This window comes from Leclercia sp. AS011 (genome assembly GCF_037152535.1).
GTDB lineage: Bacteria > Pseudomonadota > Gammaproteobacteria > Enterobacterales > Enterobacteriaceae > Enterobacter.
On record NZ_JBBCMA010000001.1, the window covers coordinates 1,165,424 to 1,186,315 of the forward strand.

At 60.6% G+C, this 20,892-nt stretch carries 18 protein-coding genes; 7 read left to right on the plus strand and 11 right to left on the minus strand.

Annotated features, from left to right (window positions below; all coding sequences use genetic code 11):
• Nucleotides 1-10: 10 nt before the first annotated feature.
• The gene (gene fusA / locus WFO70_RS05415; protein ID WP_337015014.1) at nucleotides 11-2,113 is read left to right on the plus strand and encodes an elongation factor G; all 2,103 of its coding nucleotides are present in this window, start codon (nucleotides 11-13) and stop codon (nucleotides 2,111-2,113) included.
• A 17-nt stretch (nucleotides 2,114-2,130) separates the two neighbouring features.
• Nucleotides 2,131-2,748, plus strand: coding sequence for a hypothetical protein (locus tag WFO70_RS05420; RefSeq protein WP_337015015.1), 618 nt, complete (start codon nucleotides 2,131-2,133; stop codon nucleotides 2,746-2,748).
• Here the strand turns inward: WFO70_RS05420 and WFO70_RS05425 are convergent.
• Nucleotides 2,742-3,317: a flavin reductase family protein gene (locus WFO70_RS05425; protein WP_337015016.1), complete on the minus strand. Its 576-nt coding sequence runs from the start codon at nucleotides 3,315-3,317 to the stop codon at nucleotides 2,742-2,744. The genes WFO70_RS05420 and WFO70_RS05425 overlap by 7 nt on opposite strands.
• A 136-nt stretch (nucleotides 3,318-3,453) precedes the next feature.
• On the opposite strand from WFO70_RS05425, the gene WFO70_RS05430 reads away from it, so the two are divergent.
• The 4 genes from WFO70_RS05430 (at nucleotide 3,454) to nhoA (ending at nucleotide 7,722) form a co-directional block, all read left to right on the plus strand.
• On the plus strand, nucleotides 3,454-4,146 hold the full coding sequence (locus tag WFO70_RS05430; protein WP_337015017.1) for an ABC transporter ATP-binding protein: 693 nt from the start codon (nucleotides 3,454-3,456) through the stop codon (nucleotides 4,144-4,146).
• Nucleotides 4,143-5,111, plus strand: a complete 969-nt coding sequence (locus WFO70_RS05435) for an ABC transporter substrate-binding protein (RefSeq protein WP_337015018.1) — start codon at nucleotides 4,143-4,145, stop codon at nucleotides 5,109-5,111. Before WFO70_RS05430 ends, WFO70_RS05435 begins: the two co-directional genes overlap by 4 nt.
• Before the next feature lie 38 nt (nucleotides 5,112-5,149).
• Nucleotides 5,150-6,805, plus strand: coding sequence for an ABC transporter permease (locus tag WFO70_RS05440; protein WP_337015019.1), 1,656 nt, complete (start codon nucleotides 5,150-5,152; stop codon nucleotides 6,803-6,805).
• 71 nt (nucleotides 6,806-6,876) lie between these two features.
• Nucleotides 6,877-7,722, plus strand: a complete 846-nt coding sequence (gene nhoA, locus WFO70_RS05445) for an N-hydroxyarylamine O-acetyltransferase (RefSeq protein ID WP_337015020.1) — start codon at nucleotides 6,877-6,879, stop codon at nucleotides 7,720-7,722.
• A gap of 76 nt (nucleotides 7,723-7,798) precedes the next feature.
• On the opposite strand, the gene narI is transcribed toward nhoA, so the two are convergent.
• From narI to WFO70_RS05475, 6 genes are all read right to left on the minus strand, one after another.
• Nucleotides 7,799-8,479 carry a respiratory nitrate reductase subunit gamma gene (gene narI / locus WFO70_RS05450; RefSeq protein WP_337015021.1) on the minus strand — a complete coding sequence of 227 codons (681 nt, stop codon included), beginning with the start codon at nucleotides 8,477-8,479 and terminating at the stop codon, nucleotides 7,799-7,801.
• The gene (gene narW, locus WFO70_RS05455; RefSeq protein WP_337015022.1) at nucleotides 8,476-9,171 is read right to left on the minus strand and encodes a nitrate reductase molybdenum cofactor assembly chaperone; all 696 of its coding nucleotides are present in this window, start codon (nucleotides 9,169-9,171) and stop codon (nucleotides 8,476-8,478) included. The genes narI and narW overlap by 4 nt, the downstream gene beginning before the upstream one ends.
• Nucleotides 9,171-10,715 carry a nitrate reductase subunit beta gene (gene narH, locus WFO70_RS05460; RefSeq protein ID WP_337015023.1) on the minus strand — a complete coding sequence of 515 codons (1,545 nt, stop codon included), beginning with the start codon at nucleotides 10,713-10,715 and terminating at the stop codon, nucleotides 9,171-9,173. The genes narW and narH overlap by 1 nt, the downstream gene beginning before the upstream one ends.
• A complete protein-coding gene (locus tag WFO70_RS05465) occupies nucleotides 10,712-14,452 on the minus strand; it encodes a nitrate reductase subunit alpha (protein WP_337015024.1) in 3,741 nt (1,246 codons plus the stop codon). Before WFO70_RS05465 ends, narH begins: the two co-directional genes overlap by 4 nt.
• A 69-nt stretch (nucleotides 14,453-14,521) precedes the next feature.
• Nucleotides 14,522-15,913, minus strand: coding sequence for a NarK family nitrate/nitrite MFS transporter (locus WFO70_RS05470; RefSeq protein WP_337015025.1), 1,392 nt, complete (start codon nucleotides 15,911-15,913; stop codon nucleotides 14,522-14,524).
• 199 nt (nucleotides 15,914-16,112) lie between these two features.
• Complete coding sequence (locus WFO70_RS05475; RefSeq protein ID WP_337015026.1) at nucleotides 16,113-16,688, minus strand: TetR family transcriptional regulator; 576 nt, start codon at nucleotides 16,686-16,688, stop codon at nucleotides 16,113-16,115.
• A 115-nt stretch (nucleotides 16,689-16,803) separates the two neighbouring features.
• On the opposite strand from WFO70_RS05475, the gene WFO70_RS05480 reads away from it, so the two are divergent.
• Nucleotides 16,804-18,291 carry an MFS transporter gene (locus WFO70_RS05480; protein ID WP_337015027.1) on the plus strand — a complete coding sequence of 496 codons (1,488 nt, stop codon included), beginning with the start codon at nucleotides 16,804-16,806 and terminating at the stop codon, nucleotides 18,289-18,291.
• A gap of 56 nt (nucleotides 18,292-18,347) precedes the next feature.
• Here the strand turns inward: WFO70_RS05480 and WFO70_RS05485 are convergent, their stop codons facing one another.
• The 4 genes from WFO70_RS05485 to WFO70_RS05500 all read right to left on the minus strand — a co-directional run bounded on the left by WFO70_RS05485 (nucleotide 18,348) and on the right by WFO70_RS05500 (nucleotide 20,882).
• Nucleotides 18,348-18,665, minus strand: coding sequence for a helix-turn-helix domain-containing protein (locus WFO70_RS05485; protein ID WP_337015028.1), 318 nt, complete (start codon nucleotides 18,663-18,665; stop codon nucleotides 18,348-18,350).
• Nucleotides 18,658-19,047 carry a type II toxin-antitoxin system RelE/ParE family toxin gene (locus tag WFO70_RS05490; protein WP_337015029.1) on the minus strand — a complete coding sequence of 130 codons (390 nt, stop codon included), beginning with the start codon at nucleotides 19,045-19,047 and terminating at the stop codon, nucleotides 18,658-18,660. Before WFO70_RS05490 ends, WFO70_RS05485 begins: the two co-directional genes overlap by 8 nt.
• Before the next feature lie 129 nt (nucleotides 19,048-19,176).
• Nucleotides 19,177-20,403 carry a Zn-dependent hydrolase gene (locus tag WFO70_RS05495; RefSeq protein WP_337015030.1) on the minus strand — a complete coding sequence of 409 codons (1,227 nt, stop codon included), beginning with the start codon at nucleotides 20,401-20,403 and terminating at the stop codon, nucleotides 19,177-19,179.
• A complete protein-coding gene (locus tag WFO70_RS05500; protein WP_337015031.1) occupies nucleotides 20,400-20,882 on the minus strand; it encodes an L-2-amino-thiazoline-4-carboxylic acid hydrolase in 483 nt (160 codons plus the stop codon). Before WFO70_RS05500 ends, WFO70_RS05495 begins: the two co-directional genes overlap by 4 nt.
• Between the last annotated feature and the right edge of the window lie 10 nt (nucleotides 20,883-20,892).

The window sequence follows — 20,892 nt, forward strand, 5'->3', positions numbered from 1 at the left end:
AGGATGCATCATGATCCGGTCCATTCCTCTCGAGCGTTATCGCAACATCGGTATCTCCGCGCATATTGATGCCGGCAAAACCACCACCACCGAGCGCATCCTGTTTTACACCGGGGTGAGCCACAAGATGGGGGAAGTCCACGATGGGGCGGCGATCACCGACTGGATGGCGCAGGAGCAGGAGCGCGGCATTACCATTACCTCGGCGGCGGTGAGCTGCTTCTGGTCCGGGATGGATCGCGGTTATGAGCCGCACCATATCAACATCATCGACACCCCCGGGCACGTGGATTTCACCATCGAGGTGGAGCGCTCCATGCGGGTGCTGGACGGGGCGGTGATGGTCTACGACTCGGTGGGCGGGGTGCAGCCGCAGTCGGAAACCGTCTGGCGGCAGGCCAATAAGTACCGGGTGCCGCGCATCGCCTTCGTCAACAAAATGGACCGTCCGGGGGCCGATTTTTTTCACGTGGTGCAGATGATGATCGATCGGTTGAAAGCCCACCCGGTGCCGATAGTGATCCCCATCGGGGCTGAAGATCGCTTCACCGGGGTAGTGGATTTGATCAAGATGCGGGCCATTATCTGGGACGACGCCACGCAGGGCATGACCTTCAACTATGCCCCGGTGCCGGACGATCTGCAGGCCACCGCCCAAACCTGGCGGGATAAAATGGTCTCCGCGGCGGCAGAAGCCAGCGACGACCTGATGGATAAATACCTCGAAAGCAACGATCTCGACGAGGCTGAAATCATTCGCGGCCTGCGTAAACGCACGGTGGCCGGGGAGATCCAGCCTATGCTCTGCGGCAGCGCCTTTAAAAACAAAGGGGTGCAGCGGATGCTGGATGCGGTGATTGAGCTGATGCCGTCGCCCCTCGACGTGCCCGCCATCGACGGCGTGGACGAGAAGGGCCAGCACGCCGAGCGTCACCCCAATGATGATGAACCCTTCTCGGCGCTGGCCTTCAAGCTGATGTCCGACCCCTACGTCGGGCAACTGACCTTTATCCGCGTCTACTCCGGGGTGCTGAAAAAGGGCGACGCGGTCTTTAACCCGGTGAAGGGTAAAAAAGAGCGCATCGGACGCATCGTACTGATGCATGCCAACGACCGGCATGACGTCGAAGAGCTGCGCACCGGGGATATCGCCGCCTGCGTCGGGCTGAAGGATGTCACCACCGGCGACACCCTGACCGACCCCGACGCGGTGATCACCCTCGAGCGGATGGAGTTCCCGGACCCGGTGATCTCCCTCTCTATTGAGCCAAAAACCAAAGCCGACCAGGAGAAAATGGGCATCGCCCTGCACCGGCTGGCGGCAGAAGATCCTTCTTTCCATCTGCATACCGATGAAGAGTCCGGCCAGACCATTATCTCCGGGATGGGCGAACTGCATCTCGAGATCATCGTCGACCGCATGCGGCGTGAATTTGGCGTCGAGGCCAACATTGGCCGTCCACAGGTCACCTACCGGGAGACCATCCGCAAAACGGTCAACGACATCGAGGGCAAGTTTGTTCGCCAGTCCGGCGGGAAAGGGCAGTACGGCCACGTGGTGCTGAGCCTTGAGCCGCAGGAGCCGGGCAGCGGTTTTGCCTTTGTCGATGCCACCAAAGGCGGGGTGGTGCCGCGGGAGTATATCCCGTCGGTGGAAAAAGGGCTGCGCGAAGCGATGAACAGCGGGGTGCTGGCGGGCTACCCGGTGGTGGATATCAAAGCGACCCTGACCTTTGGCTCGTACCACGAGGTCGACTCCTCGGAGATGGCCTTCCGCATGGCGGCGATCTTCGGTTTTAAGGACGCGGCGCGCAAAGCCGACCCGGTGATCCTGGAGCCGATGATGCACGTGGAGGTCGAGACCCCGGAAGAGTACGCCGGGAATATCATGGGCGATCTCTCCTCCCGGCGCGGGCTGGTGCAGGGAATGGAGGAGCAGTTCGGCAGCCAGATTATCCGTGCCGACGTGCCGCTGGCGGAGATGTTCGGTTATGCCACCACGCTGCGCTCCATGTCTCAGGGGCGGGCAACCTACAGCATGGAGTTTCACCATTACGCCGAGGCCCCACGTATCGTGGCCGATGAGATCATCGCCGGGCGCGCGAAAAAGTAGGCCCGGAGGGGTGAACCATGAAGCGTTTGCATTTTGCTCTCGCCGCACTCATGGCACCCCTTACGCTGCTGGGGTGTGTGGTAATGTCCGGCACCAGCCGGACTGACTTTAGCGCCACAAAGCAGGCGGATATGGTCTTTATCGGCCTGCCTGCGCCGCTGAACTGGCTGGCGGCCGGGATGCAGGGCACCACCTTTCCGGTCTCCAGCACCCTGTCACTCACCGCCGCCCACGTGGCGGTGCCCTTGCTGAAGCCAGTGAAGGCTCAGCATCCCATTTGCGATGTGGCGGTAATTGGCGATAACAACCGCGGCAAGATCGTGCATCAGCTGGCTTACGCCAGGGTCGGGCGCAACGTCACCCTGTTCGGCTACAGCGCCATCAATAGCCTGCCTAAATCCAGCATGGGCAAGATCGACGGCTTCGTGAAGCGCGACGGCTGCTACTACGGCATTATTACCGGGGCGGGGGCGGTCTCCGGGATGTCCGGCGGGCCGGTGATGGACAGCCTGACCGGGGAGACGGTGGGGATCATCACCAACGTCATCCCCGGTAAAGGGGCCGTGGTCTTCGTGGCGGTGCAGGATTTTACTAACGTGCTGGACCGGCTGCGGATCCCTTATAAAACCTACTGACCCGGCGCTTTCACCTGCCTGCCGCTGGTGACAAACGTTCCCGCGCCGAGGTGGTGCAGGGTATTGCGCTTATCATCGTCAAACTGCCATCTTCCGGCAACGAACGCCCGTTCATCCGCCGCGGCGGAGACCACTTCCCCAAACAGGGTGTCATATTTTTCCGCTGCGGAGGTGGCGGGCAGCAGACGGCACTCCATCCACGCCAGACATTTTTCTTCAATGACGGGTAATCCCAGCACCGGGCCGTTAATTGTCGGGATGCCGTAACAGTTGAACTTATCCTCATCGCGGCCGCTGACGCTGCCCACGGCATAAGTCCAGTTGGTCGCTGCCACGCCGGGAATCACGATCCCGAACCTGCCGCTGCGCTCAATCAGCTCCCGCGACCAGGCGCTTTTGTCCACCACGATGGCGATCCGCGGCGGCTCGAACTCCACCGGCATCGACCAGGCGGCAGCCATGACATTGCGCCGGTCAATAGATTCATCGCGGCTGGTGATTAAGACGGTAGGGCCGTGATTCAACAGGCGGCTGGCGTGCTTTAACTCAACGGGGCGGAAGTGGCTCATACAAACTCCTTACAGAACAGGTCAGGGCATTAAACGGCTGAAAGCCATCGGAAATCAAGCTGCAACAGTTTTGTCACCCATTCGTCACACAAGCTGCCTACAGTGGCGAGCATCAAATCCCAAAGAGGATAACAATATGCTCACGTCCATAACGCTCAAAGGCGTCTCCTACGCTTTTGGCGCGAATACCGTTTTGAATCAAATCGATCTGCATATCGAGCCGGGTAGCGTGGTTGCGCTGCTGGGGCCGTCAGGCTGCGGCAAAAGCACCCTGTTGCGTCTGCTGGCGGGGTTAACCCAGCCCGCGCAGGGGGAACTCCATTTTGGCGATCGGCTGGTGGCGAAAAGCGGCTGGGCCTTGCCGCCGGAAGCCCGGGACATCGGGATGGTGTTCCAGGATTACGCCCTCTGGCCGCACATGACTGTGGCACAGAATGTGATGTTCCCGCTGAAGATGCGCCATATCCCCCGTCAGGAGTGCGACACCCGCGTCGCCCGGGCTCTGGCCCGCGTTGGCTTAAGCGATTTCGCCCACCGCAAACCGGCCGGGCTCTCCGGCGGGCAACAACAGCGCGTGGCCCTGGCCCGGGCGATTGTCGCCGAGCCGCGGGTGCTGCTGTTTGACGAGCCGCTCTCCAACCTCGACAGCGAACTGCGGGGCACCTTGTGTCACGAGATGGCCACGCTGCTGCGCCAGCTCGGCACCACCGCCGTTTATGTTACCCACGACCGCCGGGAGGCTGAAATCCTCGCCGACCGCATCGTGCATCTGTCTGCTGGCAGCGTCGCTGCCGATCGTTTGATTCCATCCTCAGGAGAGTTCGCATGAAAGCTGCAATGTCCGTCAAAAAGGGAGTGCTGTTAGCCATGGCGTTATCGTCCGTTATGATGTCCAGCGCCCACGCGCTGACCGTTTACACCGCAGGTCCGGGGTCGCTCGCCAAAAGCCTCGCCAGCGGCTTTGAAAAGAAAACCGGCGTGAAGGTGGATATCTTCCAGGCGACCACCGGCAAAGTGATGGCCCGCCTCGAAGCGGAGCAGGCGAATCCGCAGGCCGATATTTTGATCTCCGCCTCCTGGGATACGGCGGAAGATCTGCACAACCGCGGCTGGCTGCTGCCGTACCAGAGCGCCAATGCGGCGAAGGTGCCTGCGGATCTGAAGTCGGACGACTATGTGGCGCAGGGCGTGTCGGCGTTAGGCATCGTCTGGAACACCAAGAGCGGCACCCCGGAGCCGAAAGAGTGGGGCGATCTGACCACCGAGGCCTTCAGGGATAAAGTCACCACCCCGGACCCGGCGCTCTCCGGTGCCTCGTTGGATCTGCTGATCGGGTTGCAAAATGGCATGGGCGATAAAGCCTGGACCCTGTTTGATGAGCTGAAAAAGAACGGGATGGTGGTTAGCGGCCCGAATGCCCAGGCGGTAACGCCGGTAATGCAGGGGGCGAAAGCGGCGGTGTTTGGCGCGGTGGATTATGTCTCGTATGGCAACATCAGCCAGGGCGAATCTCTGAAGGTGATCTTCCCGGCCAGCGGGACGGTGATTGCCCCGCGCCCGATGATGATCCTCAAATCCACCCAGCACGCAGAGGATGCTAAAGCCTTTGTCGATTACGTCCTGTCGCCAGAAGGTCAGGCGATGGTGGCCGATGCCTGGCTGATGCCCGCCCGTGGCGACGTGCAGGCGAAGCGTCCGCTGCTCAACGACCTGAAGATCCTGCCGACCAAAAGCGACGGTACCAGCGAACGCAGCGATATCCTCAAGCGTTTCAACACGCTCTTCACCTTATAATCAGGCGACGGGGGCAACCCCGTCTTCAGGACTGCTTTGTGAATCCTAAATTCTTGTCGGTGACGACGCTGACGCTGCTGGTGATCCTGGTGGCATGTCCTCTCGCCTTTATTCTGCTGCAGGCGGTGTTTCCCCAGTTCAGCGCCGGAGTCTTTTCCGGTGCTTTTAGCGGCGTGGTGACGCTGCTGGCCGAGCCGCATCTGCCCACCATGCTGGGCGGTACGCTACAGGTGGGCATCGGGGTGGCACTGGTGAGTGCATTAATTGGCTTTCCCCTCGGCGTGGCGCGCGGGCTGCTGAATCTGCCGCTGCCCCGGCTGTGGGATCTGCTGTTTCTGATCCCCTTTTTAACCCCGCCCTATATTGCCGCGCTGTCGTGGATGCTGGTCCTGCAAACCAACGGCTATCTGCAACAGCTCACCGGCCTTAATCTCAATAATTTATTGTTCAGCCAGACCGGGATTGTACTGGTGATGGCCCTGAACATCTTCCCGGTGGTTTATTTCGCGGTGTCGCGCAGCCTGCTGGCGAGCGGGCAGCGTCTGGCACTGGTGGCACGGATTCACGGTGCCACCCCCGGACGGGCGTTCTGGCATATCACCCTGCCGATGCTTTCGCCATCGCTGGCGGCGGGGATGCTGCTCTCCTTTACCCTGGCAATTGAGGAGTTTGGCGTGCCCGCGGCGCTCGGCACCCGGGCCGGGGTGCTGATGCTGACCACCGATATCGAGAAAAAACTGGCGGAATGGCCCATCGATCTCTCCGGTGCATCGATGCTCTCGGTGGTGTTGGTGATTCTCGCCCTGAGCGCCTGGTGGCTGCAGAAAAAGCTGACCGGCAATCAGGATGTAACCAGTATTACCGGCAAACCGACGGAGAACATGGGGGCGGATGCCGGGGGCTTTACCCTGCCGGTGGTGGCGCTGCTGGCGCTGACCGGGTTTATCGCGGTGATCCTGCCGGGCGCTTCGATGGCCTTGTCCGGCGTGCTCGGTACCCTGTCGGGCGGGGTGACGCTCGGCAATCTGACCGCCTCCCACTACGCGGCGCTGTTCAGCCAGCAGGGAGATGCCCTGTCGGCGCTGGGCACCAGCCTGTCGCTGGCATTGGGCGCGGCCTGTATCACCGGGCTGCTCGGCCTGCTGGCCGCCTGGCTGGTGGTGGTGCAGAAGATCAAAGGGCGCGGGCTGCTGGATGCGCTGTCGCTGATGCCTGCCGCGTTGCCCGGCGTGGTGGTCGGGGTGGGGCTGATCCTGCTGTGGAACCAGCCGTTCTGGCCAGTCTCACCCTATAATAGCTGGGCGATCCTGTTGCTCTCCTACTGCTGTCTGCTGCTGCCGTGGCCGGTGCGCTATGTCGGCAGCGCGCTGCGCCAGCTGGGCGGTAATCTGGAGCCGGCCGCGCGGGTGCATGGCGCGTCGGCGCTACAGGCGTTGCGCTTTATCGTCCTGCCGCTGGTCTCCCCGGCGATGCTGGCGGCGATGCTGATGGTGTTTGCCATCGCCTCGCGGGAGCTGGTTACTTCCCTGCTGCTGGCCCCGGCGGGTACGCAGACCGTGTCGGTGTTTATCTGGCGGCAGTTCGAGCAGGGATCCGTCGGGCAGGGGATGGCGATGGCAACCCTGACGCTGCTCACCGGGCTGGTGTTGATGCTGACGGCGCTGGGGATCATGCAACGCACGGGGCGCGGGTAAAAAGCACTTTTGCGACAGTGGCCGGGGAAAAATAGTTTATAAACAAGGAAGAATTGTTAAAGGAGCCCACCATGACCCCGTTTTTAACTGCGTATTTTGCCCGTACCGGCTGGCAGCAGCCGGTTGCTGTGGATATTGACACCCTGCGGGCGCTGCATCTGCACCACAACAGCGCCATCCCGTTTGAAAATATTGATGTGGTGCTGCCGCGGGAGATCCAGCTCGACGATCAGTCCCTCGTCGATAAGCTGGTCACCGCCCGGCGCGGCGGCTACTGCTTTGAGCAGAACGGTCTGTTCGAGCGGGTACTGCGCGAGGTGGGCTTTAACGTCCGCAGCCTGCTGGGACGGGTGGTGCTGGCGAACCCGCCCCACATGCCGCCGCGCACCCACCGCCTGCTGCTGGTGGAGTTGAACGGTGAGCGCTGGATCGCCGATGTCGGCTTCGGCGGACAGACGCTGACCGCGCCGATTCGGTTGATCGCCGAGGAGGAGCAGGCGACGCCGCACGGCATCTACCGGCTGATCAACGACGGTCAGGACTGGGTGCTTCAGTTCCGTCATCACGACCACTGGCAGTCGATGTACCATTTCGATCTCGCCGCCCAGTACCAGACCGATTATGTGATGGGCAACTTCTGGTCCGCACACTGGCCGCAGTCCCATTTCCGTCATCATCTCCTGATGTGCCGCCATCTGCCGGACGGCGGCAAACTGACCCTCACCAACCTGCACTTTACCCACTGGCAGGACGGGCACGTGGTGGAGCAGATTAACCTGCCGGACGCAGAAGCGCTGTATCAGCTGATGCAGGAGCGGTTCGGGCTGGGAGTGGACGATCCGAAGTACGGCTTTTCGCTGGCGGAACTGACGGCGGTGATGGCCGGGTTCGAAACCCATCCGCAGGCGGGGAAATAGCCAACAACGCCGGGCGGCGCGTGCGCTTGCCCGGCCTACGGTGTGGTGCGGTTTTACGGGTTTTGTAGTTTTTGTGTTATCTCCGCGACCGCACCAGTTGATACCGCCGGGTGATATATTCGAACGGCGCGCTCCAGACGTGCACCAGGCGGGTGAAGGGGAAGATCAGGAAGATGGTCATCCCCAGCACCAGATGGACGCGGAAAATAAAGGCCACGCCGGTCAGCATCTCGGACGATCCCCCCTGGAAGGTAAAGATCCCCTGGGCCCAGCCGACCAGCTTGAGCATTTCGCTCCCGTCCGGGTATTGCGCCGAGAACGGAATGGTCGTCAGACCAAGCACGCACTGGGTCAGCAGAATGCTCATGATGATGATATCCGGGGTGGTGGAGGTGGCCCGCACCCGCTGATTGAACAGGCGACGGTACAACAGCATCGCGCCGCCAATCAGGGTCAACACGCCGCAGATCCCCCCGGCGATCATCGCCAGCTGCTGTTTGACCGCCATCGGCAGAAACCAGGCGTACATCCAGTGCGGAGTTAACATCCCGAACAGGTGGCCGAAAAATATCCCCAGGATCCCGATATGAAACAGGTTAGAGCCCCAGTTCATGCCGCGCTTGCTCAGCAGCTGGCTGGAGGAGGCGCGCCAGGTGTACTGGCCGTAGTCGTACCGCAGCCAGCTGCCGAGGAAGAAGACCGCAGCGCAGATGTACGGATAAATGTCGAAGAAAAAGACGTTCAGATGGTGTGTCATTTTGGGCCTCCGGCGCTGACGTCCACATACTGCGGGGCGACGTCCTGGCTAAAGCGTCGTTGATATTGCTGCATTGGCGAGCTGTCGCAGGCCGTCGCGTTATCCTCGATAAACTTCACCTGCTCCTCTTCCCAGACCGCATCCAGCGCCTGGCGGGTGTCGTCCCGTTTTTCACCCGCCACCTGCTGCGTGACACTGTCACTGGAAAGTTTACTGCCCGCGAACCTCAGCAGGGCGTCAAACAGCTGATAGTGCGCTACCTCGCGCTGTTTTAACCGCCCGCCAATCAGCGCCAGGATCGGCGCGACGTTCTGCAACCCCTCCCGGGCCTGCGCCTCGGGCAGAATGCTCAGATACTCGAGATAGAGCGGAAGATAGTCCGGCAGCTCACGGCAGTCGAGCTGAAGCCCGGCCTGTTCGTACTGGTTCATCAGGTCGACCATCGCCTGACCGCGATCCCGGGACTCGGCATGGACATGTTCAAACAGCAGCAGCGAGGTGGCGCGCCCGCGCTCGAACACCTCGCACCACCCGGCCTGACGGTCGAGTAGCGGGGCGTTGAGATACTGCTGCGCAAAGGGCAGCAGCACCGGCGCATCCTGCGCCACCAGGGCGATCGCCTCGTCGCGGCTCTCCCACAGCGCCTCGTCCGGGTACTCAATCAGCAGGGCGATAATTTTGAGGATCTGCATTACTCTCCCTCCCCGTGTTCACGCACCTCGGTGATGTTGATGGCGTCGATGCGGCTGCTGTTGAACAGGTTGAATTTGGTGTCGGAGCCGTGGCAGCCGTCGCCGAAGGTAAAGCCGCAGCCGTTTTTCTCCGGGAAGGCGTCCCGGGCCATTTCCCGGTGGCTGGTGGGGATCACGAAGCGGTCTTCGTAGTTGGCGATGGCGAGATAGCGGTACATCTCCTCCACCTGCTCGACGCTGAGGCCCACTTCCTCGATGGCGCGGGTGTCGGTCACGCCCTCGACGGTCTGGGAGCGTTTATAGTGGCGCATCGCCATCATCCGTTTCAGGGCGCGCAGCACCGGGCCGGTATCGCCCGCGCTGAGCATATTCGCCAGATACTGCACCGGAATGCGCAGGCTTTCCACCGCCGGGAGAATGCTGTCGGTCTGCGGCAGGCCCCCGGCATCGGCGTAGGACTGGATCGGCGACAGCGGCGGAACATACCAGACCATCGGCAGGGTGCGGTACTCCGGGTGCAGCGGCAGGGCCAGCTTCCAGTCCATTGCCATTTTGTAGACCGGAGAGCGCTGGGCCGCGTCAATGACGTTCTGCGGAATGCCTTGCTTGACCGCCTCTTCAATAATCGCCGGGTCGTGCGGGTTGAGGAATACGTCGCACTGCCGCTCATAGAGATCGGTTTCATGTTCGGTGCTGGCCGCCTCCTCGATACGGTCTGCGTCATACAGCAGCACGCCGAGATAGCGGATGCGCCCGACGCAGGTCTCCGAGCAGACGGTCGGCTGGCCGGACTCGATACGTGGATAACAGAAGATGCATTTTTCTGACTTGCCGCTCTTCCAGTTGAAGTAGATCTTCTTGTACGGGCAGCCGCTGATGCACAGCCGCCAGCCGCGGCATTTGTCCTGGTCGATCAGTACGATGCCATCCTCTTCGCGCTTATAGATCGCCCCGCTCGGGCAGGTGGCCGCGCAGCTCGGGTTCAGGCAGTGCTCGCACAGCCGCGGGAGATACATCATGAAGGTATTTTCGAACTGGCCGTACATCTCCTTCTGCATCCTGTCGAAGTTGCGGTCCCGGGCGCGCTTCTCGAACTCGCCACCCAGCAGCTCCTCCCAGTTGGGCCCCCATTTGATCTTGTCCATCCGCTTGCCGTCAATCAGCGAGCGCGGGCGGGCGGTGGGCAGGTGATTGCCCTCCGGGGCGCGGTGCAGATCCTGATAGTCAAAGGTGAAAGGTTCGTAGTAGTCGTCGATCTGCGGCATCACCGGGTTGGCGAAGATTTTCGACAGCACCCCCAGTTTGCCGCCGAGACGCGGGGTCAGCTTGCCGGAGATGCCGCGGATCCAGCCGCCTTGCCACTCCTCCTGGTCCTCCCAGTTTTTCGGGTAGCCGATGCCCGGTTTGGTTTCGACGTTGTTAAACCAGGCGTACTCCATCCCTTCGCGCCCGGTCCAGACGTTTTTGCAGGTTACCGAGCAGGTGTGACAGCCAATGCATTTGTCGAGATTAAGTACCATGCCGACCTGTGAGCGTATTTTCATTTTTTCGCCTCCTGAACCTGATCCCGACCTTCGCCATCCAGCCAGTTAATGTTTTTCATCTTGCGGATCATGATGAACTCATCCCGGTTTGACCCGACGGTGCCGTAGTAGTTGAAGCCGTACGCCAGCTGGGCGTAGCCGCCAATCATGTGGGTTGGTTTCGGGCAGACGCGGGTTACCGAGTTGTGGATCCCGCCGCGGCGTCCGGTCACTTCTGAGCCCGGAATGTTCAGAATGCGCTCCTGGGCGTGGTACATCATGGTCATCCCCGGCGGCACGCGCTGGCTGACCACCGCGCGGGCGGTCAGCGCCCCGTTAGCGTTGAAGCACTCGATCCAGTCGTTGTCCTCAATGCCCAGCTCCCGGGCGTCGGTTTCGCTGATCCAGACAATCGGCCCGCCGCGCGACAGGGTCTGCATCAGCAGGTTCTCGCTGTAGGTGGAGTGGATGCCCCATTTCTGGTGCGGGGTCAGGAAGTTCAGCGCTTTTTCCGGGAAGCCGTTCGGCGGGATCTCGCGCATATGGGTCACGCTGCGGGTATCAATCGGCGGTCGATAGGCCACCAGGCTTTCGCCAAAGGCGCGCATCCACTGATGATCCTGATACAGCTGCTGCCGCCCGGAGAGGGTGCGCCAGGGGATCAACTCGTGGACGTTGGTGTAGCCCGCGTTGTAGGAGACATGCTCGCTCTCAATGCCGGACCAGGTCGGGCTGGAGATGATTTTGCGCGGCTGGGCCTGAATATCCCGGAAGCGGATCTTCTCGTCCTCCTTGTTCAGCGCCAGATGGCTGTGCTCGCGGCCGGTGAATTCGGCCAACGCCTCCCAGGCCTTGACCGCCACCTGACCGTTAGTTTCCGGGGCGAGGGCGAGGATCACCTCCGAGGCGTCAATGGCCGTCTCGATACGCGGGCGGCCTTTCGCCGGGCCGTCGAGCTTGACGTAGTTAAGTTTGCCGAGGAAATCGACCTCATCCTGGGTGTTCCACGAGATGCCTTTCCCGCCGTTGCCGAGCTTGTCCAGCAGCGGCCCGAGGGCGGTAAAGCGCTCGTAAGTTTCCGGGTAGTTGCGCTCCACCACGGCGATGTTCGGCGCGGTTTTGCCGGGGATCAGATCGCATTCGCCTTTACGCCAGTCGGCAATGTCGAACGGCTGGGAGAGCTCCGCCGGGGAGTCGTGTTGCAATGGCTGCAACACCACGTCGGTTTCAGTGCCCAGATGGCCGACGCAGACCTCCGAGAAGACTTTGGCGATGCCCTTGTAGATCTCCCAGTCGCTGCGGGACTCCCAGGCCGGATCCACCGCGGCGGAAAGCGGGTGAATAAACGGATGCATATCCGAGGTATTCATATCGTCTTTCTCATACCAGGTGGCGGTGGGCAGGACGATATCCGAGAACAGGCAGGTGCTGGACATGCGGAAATCCAGCGTCACCAGCAGATCCAGCTTGCCCTCGATGGCGGCGGTCTGCCACTCCACCTCTTCCGGCTTCACGTCATCGGTCGAGCCGAGATCCTCGCCCTGAATACCGCTCTCGGTGCCGAGCAGGTATTTCAGCATGTACTCGTGCCCTTTCCCGGAGGAGCCGAGCAGGTTAGAGCGCCAGACGAACAGGTTACGCGGGTGGTTATTGCCGCTGTCCGGCTGCTCGCAGGCCATGCGGATATCGCCGGATCTCAGCGCCTGGGCGGTGTACTCCTGAGGTGACATGCCGACAGCATCCGCCTGCGCCTTGATGTGCAGCGGGTTGAGGTTGAGCTGCGGCGCGGACGGCAGCCAGCCCATGCGCTCGGCCCGGACGTTAAAGTCGATCAGATGCCCGGTGAACTTCGAGGCGTCCGCCAGCGGGGAGAGCAGCTCCTGCGCGGTCAGTTTTTCATAGCGCCACTGGCTGGCATGGTTGTAGAAGAACGAGGTGCTGTTCATCTGGCGCGGCGGGCGGTTCCAGTCCAGCGCGAAGGCCAGCGGCAGCCAGCCGGTCTGCGGGCGCAGCTTCTCCTGGCCCACATAGTGCGACCAGCCGCCGCCGCTCTTGCCCACGCAGCCGCAGAACACCAGCATGTTGATCATCCCGCGGTAGTTCATGTCCATGTGGTACCAGTGGTTGACCCCGGCACCGAGGATAATCATCGACCGGCCATGGGTCTTATGCGCCGTGTCGGCAAACTCCCGGGCGATCTGCTCAATGTGACGCCGCGGCACGCCGGTGATCTGCTCCCCCCAGGCCGGGGTGTAGGCTTTGATCTCGGCGTAATCTTTGGCCGCGAGGGTGTCCTCCAGGCCGCGATCGAGGCCGTAGTTAGCCAGCACCAGATCGTAGACGCTGGCGACGTGCAGCTGGCGGCCATCGGCGAGAGTCAGGGTTTTCACCGGCAGCTGGCGGACCAGGACCGGATCCTGCTTCACGCTGCGAAAGTGCGGGTTTTCATTGCCGCCAAAGTAGGGGAAGGCCACCCCGGCGACAGTGTCGCGGGTGTCCAGCAGAGAGAGCGCCAGTTCGGTCTCCTGGCCTGCCGCCTGCGGCTCGAGGTTCCATTTGCCTTTTTCGCCCCAGCGGAAGCCAATAGAGCCGTTGGGCACCACCAGATCCCCCGAGGCGGTAAAGGCGACGGTTTTCCACTCCGGATTGTTGGCTTCCCCCAGCCCGTCGGCGAGGTCCGAGGCGCGCAGCATCCGGCCCGGCACGTAGCTGCCGTCCTCGCGCGGGTCGAGCATCACCAGCATCGGCATATCGGTATAGCGACGGCAGTAGTTGAGGAAGTAGTCGCTCGGGTTATCGAGGTGGAACTCTTTCAGGATCACGTGGCCCATCGCCATGGCTAAGGCGCTGTCGGTACCCTGTTTCGGTGCCAGCCACTGGTCGCTGAGCTTCGCCACTTCCGAAAAATCGGGGGTGATGGCGATGGTTTTGGTGCCTTTGTAGCGCACCTCGGTGAAGAAGTGGGCATCCGGGGTGCGGGTCTGCGGCACGTTGGAGCCCCAGGCGATGATGTAGCTGGAGTTATACCAGTCGGCGGACTCCGGCACGTCGGTCTGTTCGCCCCAGGTCATCGGCGAGGCGGGGGGCAGGTCGCAGTACCAGTCGTAGAAGCTCAGGCAGGTACCGCCCAGCAGGGAGAGGTAGCGGGTGCCGGCGGCGTAGGAGACCATCGACATTGCCGGGATGGGTGAGAAGCCCGCCACCCGGTCCGGGCCGTAGTGTTTGATGGTCCAGACGTTGGCGGCGGCGATCAGCTGGTTCAGCTCTTTCCAGTTCGAGCGGATAAACCCGCCGTGGCCCCGCGCCTGCTTGTAGCTCTGGCTTTTTTGCGGGTCATTCTGAATGGCGTTCCAGGCCAGCACCGGATCGCTGTGCTGTGCCAGCGCCTCCCGCCACGGCTCGATCAGCTTGCGGCGCACCAGCGGGTACTTCAGGCGGTTAGCGCTGTAGAGATACCAGGAGTAGCTGGCCCCGCGCGGGCAGCCGCGCGGTTCGTGATTCGGCAGGTCGGGGCGGGTGCGGGGGTAGTCGGTCTGCTGGGTTTCCCAGGTGACCAGGCCATTCTTGACGTAGATTTTCCAGCTACAGGAGCCGGTACAGTTCACGCCGTGGGTGGATCGCACAATTTTGTCGAACTGCCATCGCTGGCGATAGCTGTCCTCCCAGTCGCGGTTGGTGTGCATCACCTGACCGTGTCCATCTGCGAAGGTCTCGCCTTTGAGTTTGAAATAACGAAAGCGATCCAACAATTTACTCATGACGTTTCTCCTGACGGAGTGACGCACCACCCCGTGGTTACACTGCTCACAAAAAAATTGAACTACGCGTTATGATTTGACGTGCTTCTGACGACGGCCATACACCAGCCAGGTGACGAACACGCAGACGATGTAGAACACCAGGAAGACCTTCATCGCCCCTACCGGGGAGCCGGTCATCGCCAGCGAGGTGCCGAAGGCTTTTGGAATGAAGAACCCGCCGACAGCACCGATGGCCGAGATAAAGCCCAGCGCCGCGGCGGTGTCGGTAACGGCCTCTTTCTGGGCCTGCTCGTCCGTACCGCCGTGCAGTTTGACTCTGTAGACGGTGATTTGCCGGAAGATGACAGCGATCATCTGGAAGGTGGAGCCGCTACCCAGCCCGGCGGTGAGGAACAGCCCCATAAACACCAGATAAAAAGCGGTAAAGTTGCCCGAGCCGGATCCCGGCAGGGTGAGAAACAGCAGGGCGGAGAACACGGCCATAAAGATGAAGTTCACCAGGGTGACGCGCACCCCGCCGAGCTTATCGGAGATCACCCCACCCGCAGAGCGCGCCAGGGCCCCGATCAGCGGGCCAAAGAAGGCCAGATGCAGGATATTGACGTCCGGGAACTGGGTTTTCGACAGCATGGCGAAGCCGGCGGAAAAACCGATAAACGAGCCGAAGGTCGCCAGATAGAGCAGGCTCAGCAGCCACAGGTGCAGGCGCTTCAGCACCGGCAGCTGGCTGGCGATGGTCGCTTTCGAGCTGGCGATATCGTTCATGCCGAAAAAGGCGGCGAGGGTCGCCAGCAGCAGCAGCGGGGCCCAGATCCAGGCCGCGTTAGCAAGGAACAGCGTCGAGCCATCCTCCTGCGGCACGCCGTGCACGCCCAGGAAAGTGAACATCGGCAGGAAGATCACCACCGGGGCCACCATCTGCATCACGCTGACGCCGAGGTTGCCCAGCCCGCCGTTAATGCCCAGCGCGCTGCCCTGTCTGGCTTTCGGGAAGAAAAAGCTGATATTGCCCATGCTGGAGGCGAAGTTCGCCCCGGCAAAACCGCACAGCAGGGCGATAGTAATAAATACCGCATACGGAGTAGCCGGGTTTTGCACCGCAATACCGAGCCACACGCAGGGAATAATAAGAATAACGGTGCTTAATACCGTCCAGTAGCGGCCGCCAAATATTGGCACCATAAAGGAGTAGGGGACGCGTAATATTGCCCCGGAGAGCGAAGGCAGGGCGGTTAACATAAATAGTTGATCGGTAGTGAAATTAAAACCCACCTTATTTAGATTCACCGCCACCGCGCTAAATAACATCCAGACACAGAACGCCAGCAGCAGACAGGCAACCGAAATGACTAAATTTCGTCGCGCAATCTTTTTGCCTTTATTTTCCCAAAATGCCGCGTTTTCCGGTTTCCAGTTGCTTAACAGATAAGGATTATTCTTCTCAGCTTGTTGTGACATATTACCCTCTTGCAGATCCGTAAATGGCAGAAAGAGACAGTCATTCAGGCAGATACCTGAAATTTTTTGGTGAGAGATTATTGGATGTTTTTGGGAGACTTCTGAAAGGATAGATAAAAAAGCGAACCCCTGAGATTAGAAGGGAGATATGGGTTCGCTAAATGTGTTACAAATCGTAACAGTTAAGAACTGCTGATGATTAGCCCAGCTCGAGAGTAATCAACGTATCAAGATGCTGATTAAAGGCATCATCGTCCATCTCCGGCATGGATAATACATATAGCCCGTCCAGCCCGCAGACCAGCCCGATCAGCCGCCAGGCGATATTTTCCGCACTGTCTTTCAGCCGGAAGGCGTTGGCCTCTTCACCCGCCCGTATGATAGCCACCGTCTCCTGGTGCCACATCTCCATGGTTAACACATAAGCCCCTTTTATTTCGGCATCGCGGGTGGCCAGCAGCTGCGCTTCCCGCCACAGGCGAATATAGGGCTCAAAACTGCGATCGTTGCTGCCGACCATGGCATGCAACCGTGCGCGCCAGCTGGCGTTTTCGCCCACTACTTCGGCATCCAGCAGGTCACGGATCAGACGGATAAACGCCTGCGACTTTAGCTCGCCCGCTGAGGCGAAATGGTGATGGACCTGGCCGGTCGCCACTTTCGCTTCACTGGCGATACGTCGCACGGTCATCCCGGTAAAGCCCTCGCTCAGCGCCACGCGCATTGCCGCCTGCAGGATCTCTTCCCGCCGCTCGTCCTTGCTCAGATAGCTCATTCTTTTCACTCTCAACTGGGGGACAACGAGTGTAACAAAGAGCTGGACATGCGTTCAACTTTCCGTAGGATCGCAACCTGGACATGTGTCCAGATTCGGTTAAATAAGGATAGTTATGTTTGGTCAGTGGTTAGCGTTAGTGATTATTGTGCTGGTCTATATTCCGGTGACGATCGATGCCACGGTGCTGCACGTCGCCGCCCCGACGCTGAGCATGACCCTGGATGCCAGCGGCAATGAATTGCTGTGGATCATTGATATCTACTCTCTGGTGATGGCCGGGATGGTGCTGCCGATGGGGGCGCTCGGGGATCGCATCGGCTTTAAGCGGCTGCTGGTCATGGGCAGCACCCTGTTTGGCCTCTCGTCGCTGGCGGCGGCCTTTGCTCCTTCGGCGGGGTGGCTGATTGTGGCGCGGGCCTCGCTGGCCATCGGCGCGGCGATGATCATTCCCGCTACGCTTGCCGGGATCCGCACGCTGTTCCCGGATGCGCGTCGGCGCAACATTGCCCTTGGCGTCTGGGCCGCGGTGGGGTCCGGCGGGGCGGCCTTTGGCCCGCTGGTGGGCGGCATGCTGCTGGCGCATTTCTACTGGGGATCGGTATTTTTGATCAACGTCCCGATTGTGCTGCTGGTGGTCTCCCTGGCGGCGCGTTTTATTCCCGCTCAGCAGGGACGGCCTGAGCAGCCCCTGAACATTACCCACGCCCTGATGCTGATCGTGGCGATTTTGCTGCTGGTGTTTAGCGCTAAAACGGCGCTGAAAGGGGGGCTATCTCCATGGCAGGTAGCGGGCACGCTGCTGACCGGGGCGGCGATGCTGTGGATCTTTGTCCGCATCCAGCTCCGCGCCCCTACGCCGATGATCGACATCCGTCTGTTCGGCCACCGCATTATTCTCAGCGGGGTGGTGATGGCGATGACGGCGATGATCGCCCTGGTAGGTTTTGAGCTGCTGATGGCGCAGGAGCTGCAGTTCGTTCACGGCTTCACGCCGTTCGAAGCGGGAATGTTTATGCTGCCGGTGATGGTCGCCAGTGGCTTTAGCGGGCCGATCGCCGGAGTGCTGGTAGGGCGTCTTGGGCTGCGGATCGTGGCGACCGGCGGCATGGGGCTGAGCGCGCTGAGCTTTATCGGGCTGTCGATGCTCGATTTCAGCACTCAGCAGTGGCAGGCCTGGGGCCTGATGGTGCTGCTGGGCTTTAGTGCGGCGAGCGCCTTGCTGGCCTCGACCTCAGCGATCATGGCCGCCGCGCCAAAAGAGAAGGCGGCTGCGGCCGGGGCGATTGAGACCATGTCCTATGAGCTGGGGGCCGGGCTGGGGATTGCGATCTTTGGTCTGCTGTTGACCCGCAGTTTCTCGGCGTCGATTGAACTGCCGTCCGGGCTGGATGCTTCGCTGGCGGAGCATGCCTCCTCGTCCATTGGCGAGGCGGTGAAGGTCGCCCAGGGGTTGTCGCCATCGCTGGCGGAGTCGGTGATTGAGGCGGCAAAAACCGCGTTTATCACCTCGCACAGCGTGGCCTTAGGCAGCGCGGGGGCGATGTTGCTGCTGCTGGCGATCGGGATTTGGTTTAGCCTGGCGAAAGTCGCGCAGCAATAAAACCACGCCCGGCGGCGCTGCGCTTGCCGGGCCTGGAAAGGCAGGTTTGGGGGGTATCAGACCATAAAAACTTCCGGGCCCTTAACATCGATGATGTTGATGATGCGTAGCGCTGCTTTATTGGGTTTACTTTCGTTCCGCTCCCACTTCGATACGCTTTCTACTGACATACCCGTTGTTATGGCCAGGGCTGCCTGAGACATGTTGTAGCGTGTTCGAACTTCTTTAATTTCGCCGCCGGTCATTTCACGTACAGCCGGGATGCTGCGTGCTGCCACTGCGGCATCGATGGAGGCCACAGTCTCATCTTTCACCACACCCAATTTGTTGTAACGCTGAGCCATGCCCTGAATACGTTTCAGCCCTTCAGTCATCACAAGTCACCTCTATCAGTTCTTTATCATTCACCAGGCGTTTTATCTGTGCTGGAGTAAGCGCAATAAAATCTTCTGCGATCCTGCAATAAGCATCGATTTCGTCATCTTCTAATTCCTTGCCTCTCTTTTTAGAAAGATGACTTTTCAGATACATATCAAAAAAATAAACGTTTGAACCATAGTGGAAAAACACGATGGCCCGGGCACCATCTCGCGGACTTACCGCAGGTAAAGCCAGTCGCTTTTTATAAGTATATTTACCTAAGTGGTCCCCATGCAGGCCCGAAATAATAGCCTTTGCGGCCTTACATAAAATGCTATTACTGATGCGAGCGTCCTTGCGCTCCGCCTCAAATTCAGGTGTAAGATAGATACCCATGGTTATTCCTTAACCTCGCCACCCGTAAAGGTTACTATAGTCATCTTTACGGGTTAATTCAATCGTTCGTCAGGTGTCTTGGGTAATGCCCGGCGGCGCTTTGCTTGCCGGGCCTACAACGGCAACAGATTACGGTTCCTGCGCCGCGCTCAGCACGCTGTGCAGCAGCACGTTTGCCCCTTTCTCTGACCACTCCGGCAGGATCTTTTCGGCTTCGTTATGGCTGATGCCCTTCACGCAGGGGATAAAGATCATGCTGGCTGGCGCGATTTTGCTGATATAGCAGGTGTCGTGCCCGGCCCCGGAAACCATCGGTTTCGCGGTGTATCCCAGTTCCGTCACCGCTCTTTCGCTACGTGCCAGACAGTCGGTGTCAAAGGCGATGGGCGCATAGTCGAAAATGCGCGCCACCTCTGCGGTGACACCGCGCGGGGCAAGACTTTCTGCCGCCTGATGCAGCGCAGCTTCCATTGCCGCCAGCGCCTCGCTTTGCGGGTGACGAAACTCGACGCTGCATACCACCCGGGAAGGGACGACATTGCGCGAATTCGGTGTGATTTCCGCCATGCCGATGGTCGCCCGGCCATCCGGCGCATGCTGATAGCCAATCTCTTCCACCTTCAGCGCCAGCTCCGCAAAGGCGGTTAAAGCGTCGCGGCGGCTGTGCATCGGCGTGGTCCCCGCATGGGCGGCAAAACCGTCGAGGGTGATGGTAAACCAGCGCTGGCCCATCGCCGCACGCACCAGCCCGATATCCACGGCTTCCTCTTCCAGAATCGGCCCCTGCTCAATATGCAGCTCGTAACAGGCGTGGATCGGGAAGGCGCGGGCAGGGCGTTCGCCGCGATAGCCGATGGCCTCCAGCGCCTCGCGTACCGTGACTTTTTTGCTGTCCATCCTGGCGTAAGCAAACTCTTCGGTAAGCTGACCGGCCCAGACCCCGGAGGCAAGCATCGCCGGAGCAAAACGCGCCCCTTCTTCGTTGGTCCAGTTCACCAGCACGATATCGCGCTCGGTTTCAACCTGATGGTCGTTCAGGGTGCGCAGCAGCTCCAGCCCGGCCAGCACGCCGTAAATCCCGTCGTAATTGCCGCCCAGCGGCTGGGAATCCACGTGCGACCCGGTCATCACCGGGGCCAGCGCCGGATTTTTACCGGCGCGGCGGATAAACATATTGCCCATGCTGTCCACATCACAGGAAAACCCCGCCTGCTGCGCCCAGTCGCGCAGCAGGTTGCGGGCAATCCGGTCTTCGTCGCTCAGCGCCAGGCGGGTGACGCCGCCGCCGGACGTCCCGCCGATATGCGCCATCCTCTCCAGCGTTGACCAGAGTCGGTCTGCATTCACGCGGATCATGCTTTGTCCTTGCTGCTGCGATAGCGGAAGTCACAGCACTTACCGCCCTGCATGATGGTGGTGGTGCGGGTCAGCTCCACGTCCGGCGCGTAGCCGACGATGAATTTCTCATCCCGGGCGCACGACAGCAGGTGGCCAATCTCGCCCAGCCCCATCTCGTGATACATCTCGGCGTAGCGGCAGCGGGTCACGTTGTAGTTGTACTGCTGGTCGTCGGCATCGATCACCTTCACGTCCAGGGCGTTATCTTTCTCCCACAGGTATTGCAGGGCGATAAAGCTCTTCACGTCCGCGCCGTTCGGCTCTTTACTGGCAAATTCTTTGCCTGCGTTAATCGCGGCCTGCTCAATGGCCTCGCCAATTACCGCCTGGGCGCGGGTCTTACCGATCTCGCGCACCAGGATCTCGTAAATGGGCTTAATAATTTCTGCTTCAATTTTGCGGCGGGCGAGAATGCCCAGCTCGTTATTATCACTCATCACATTGCCT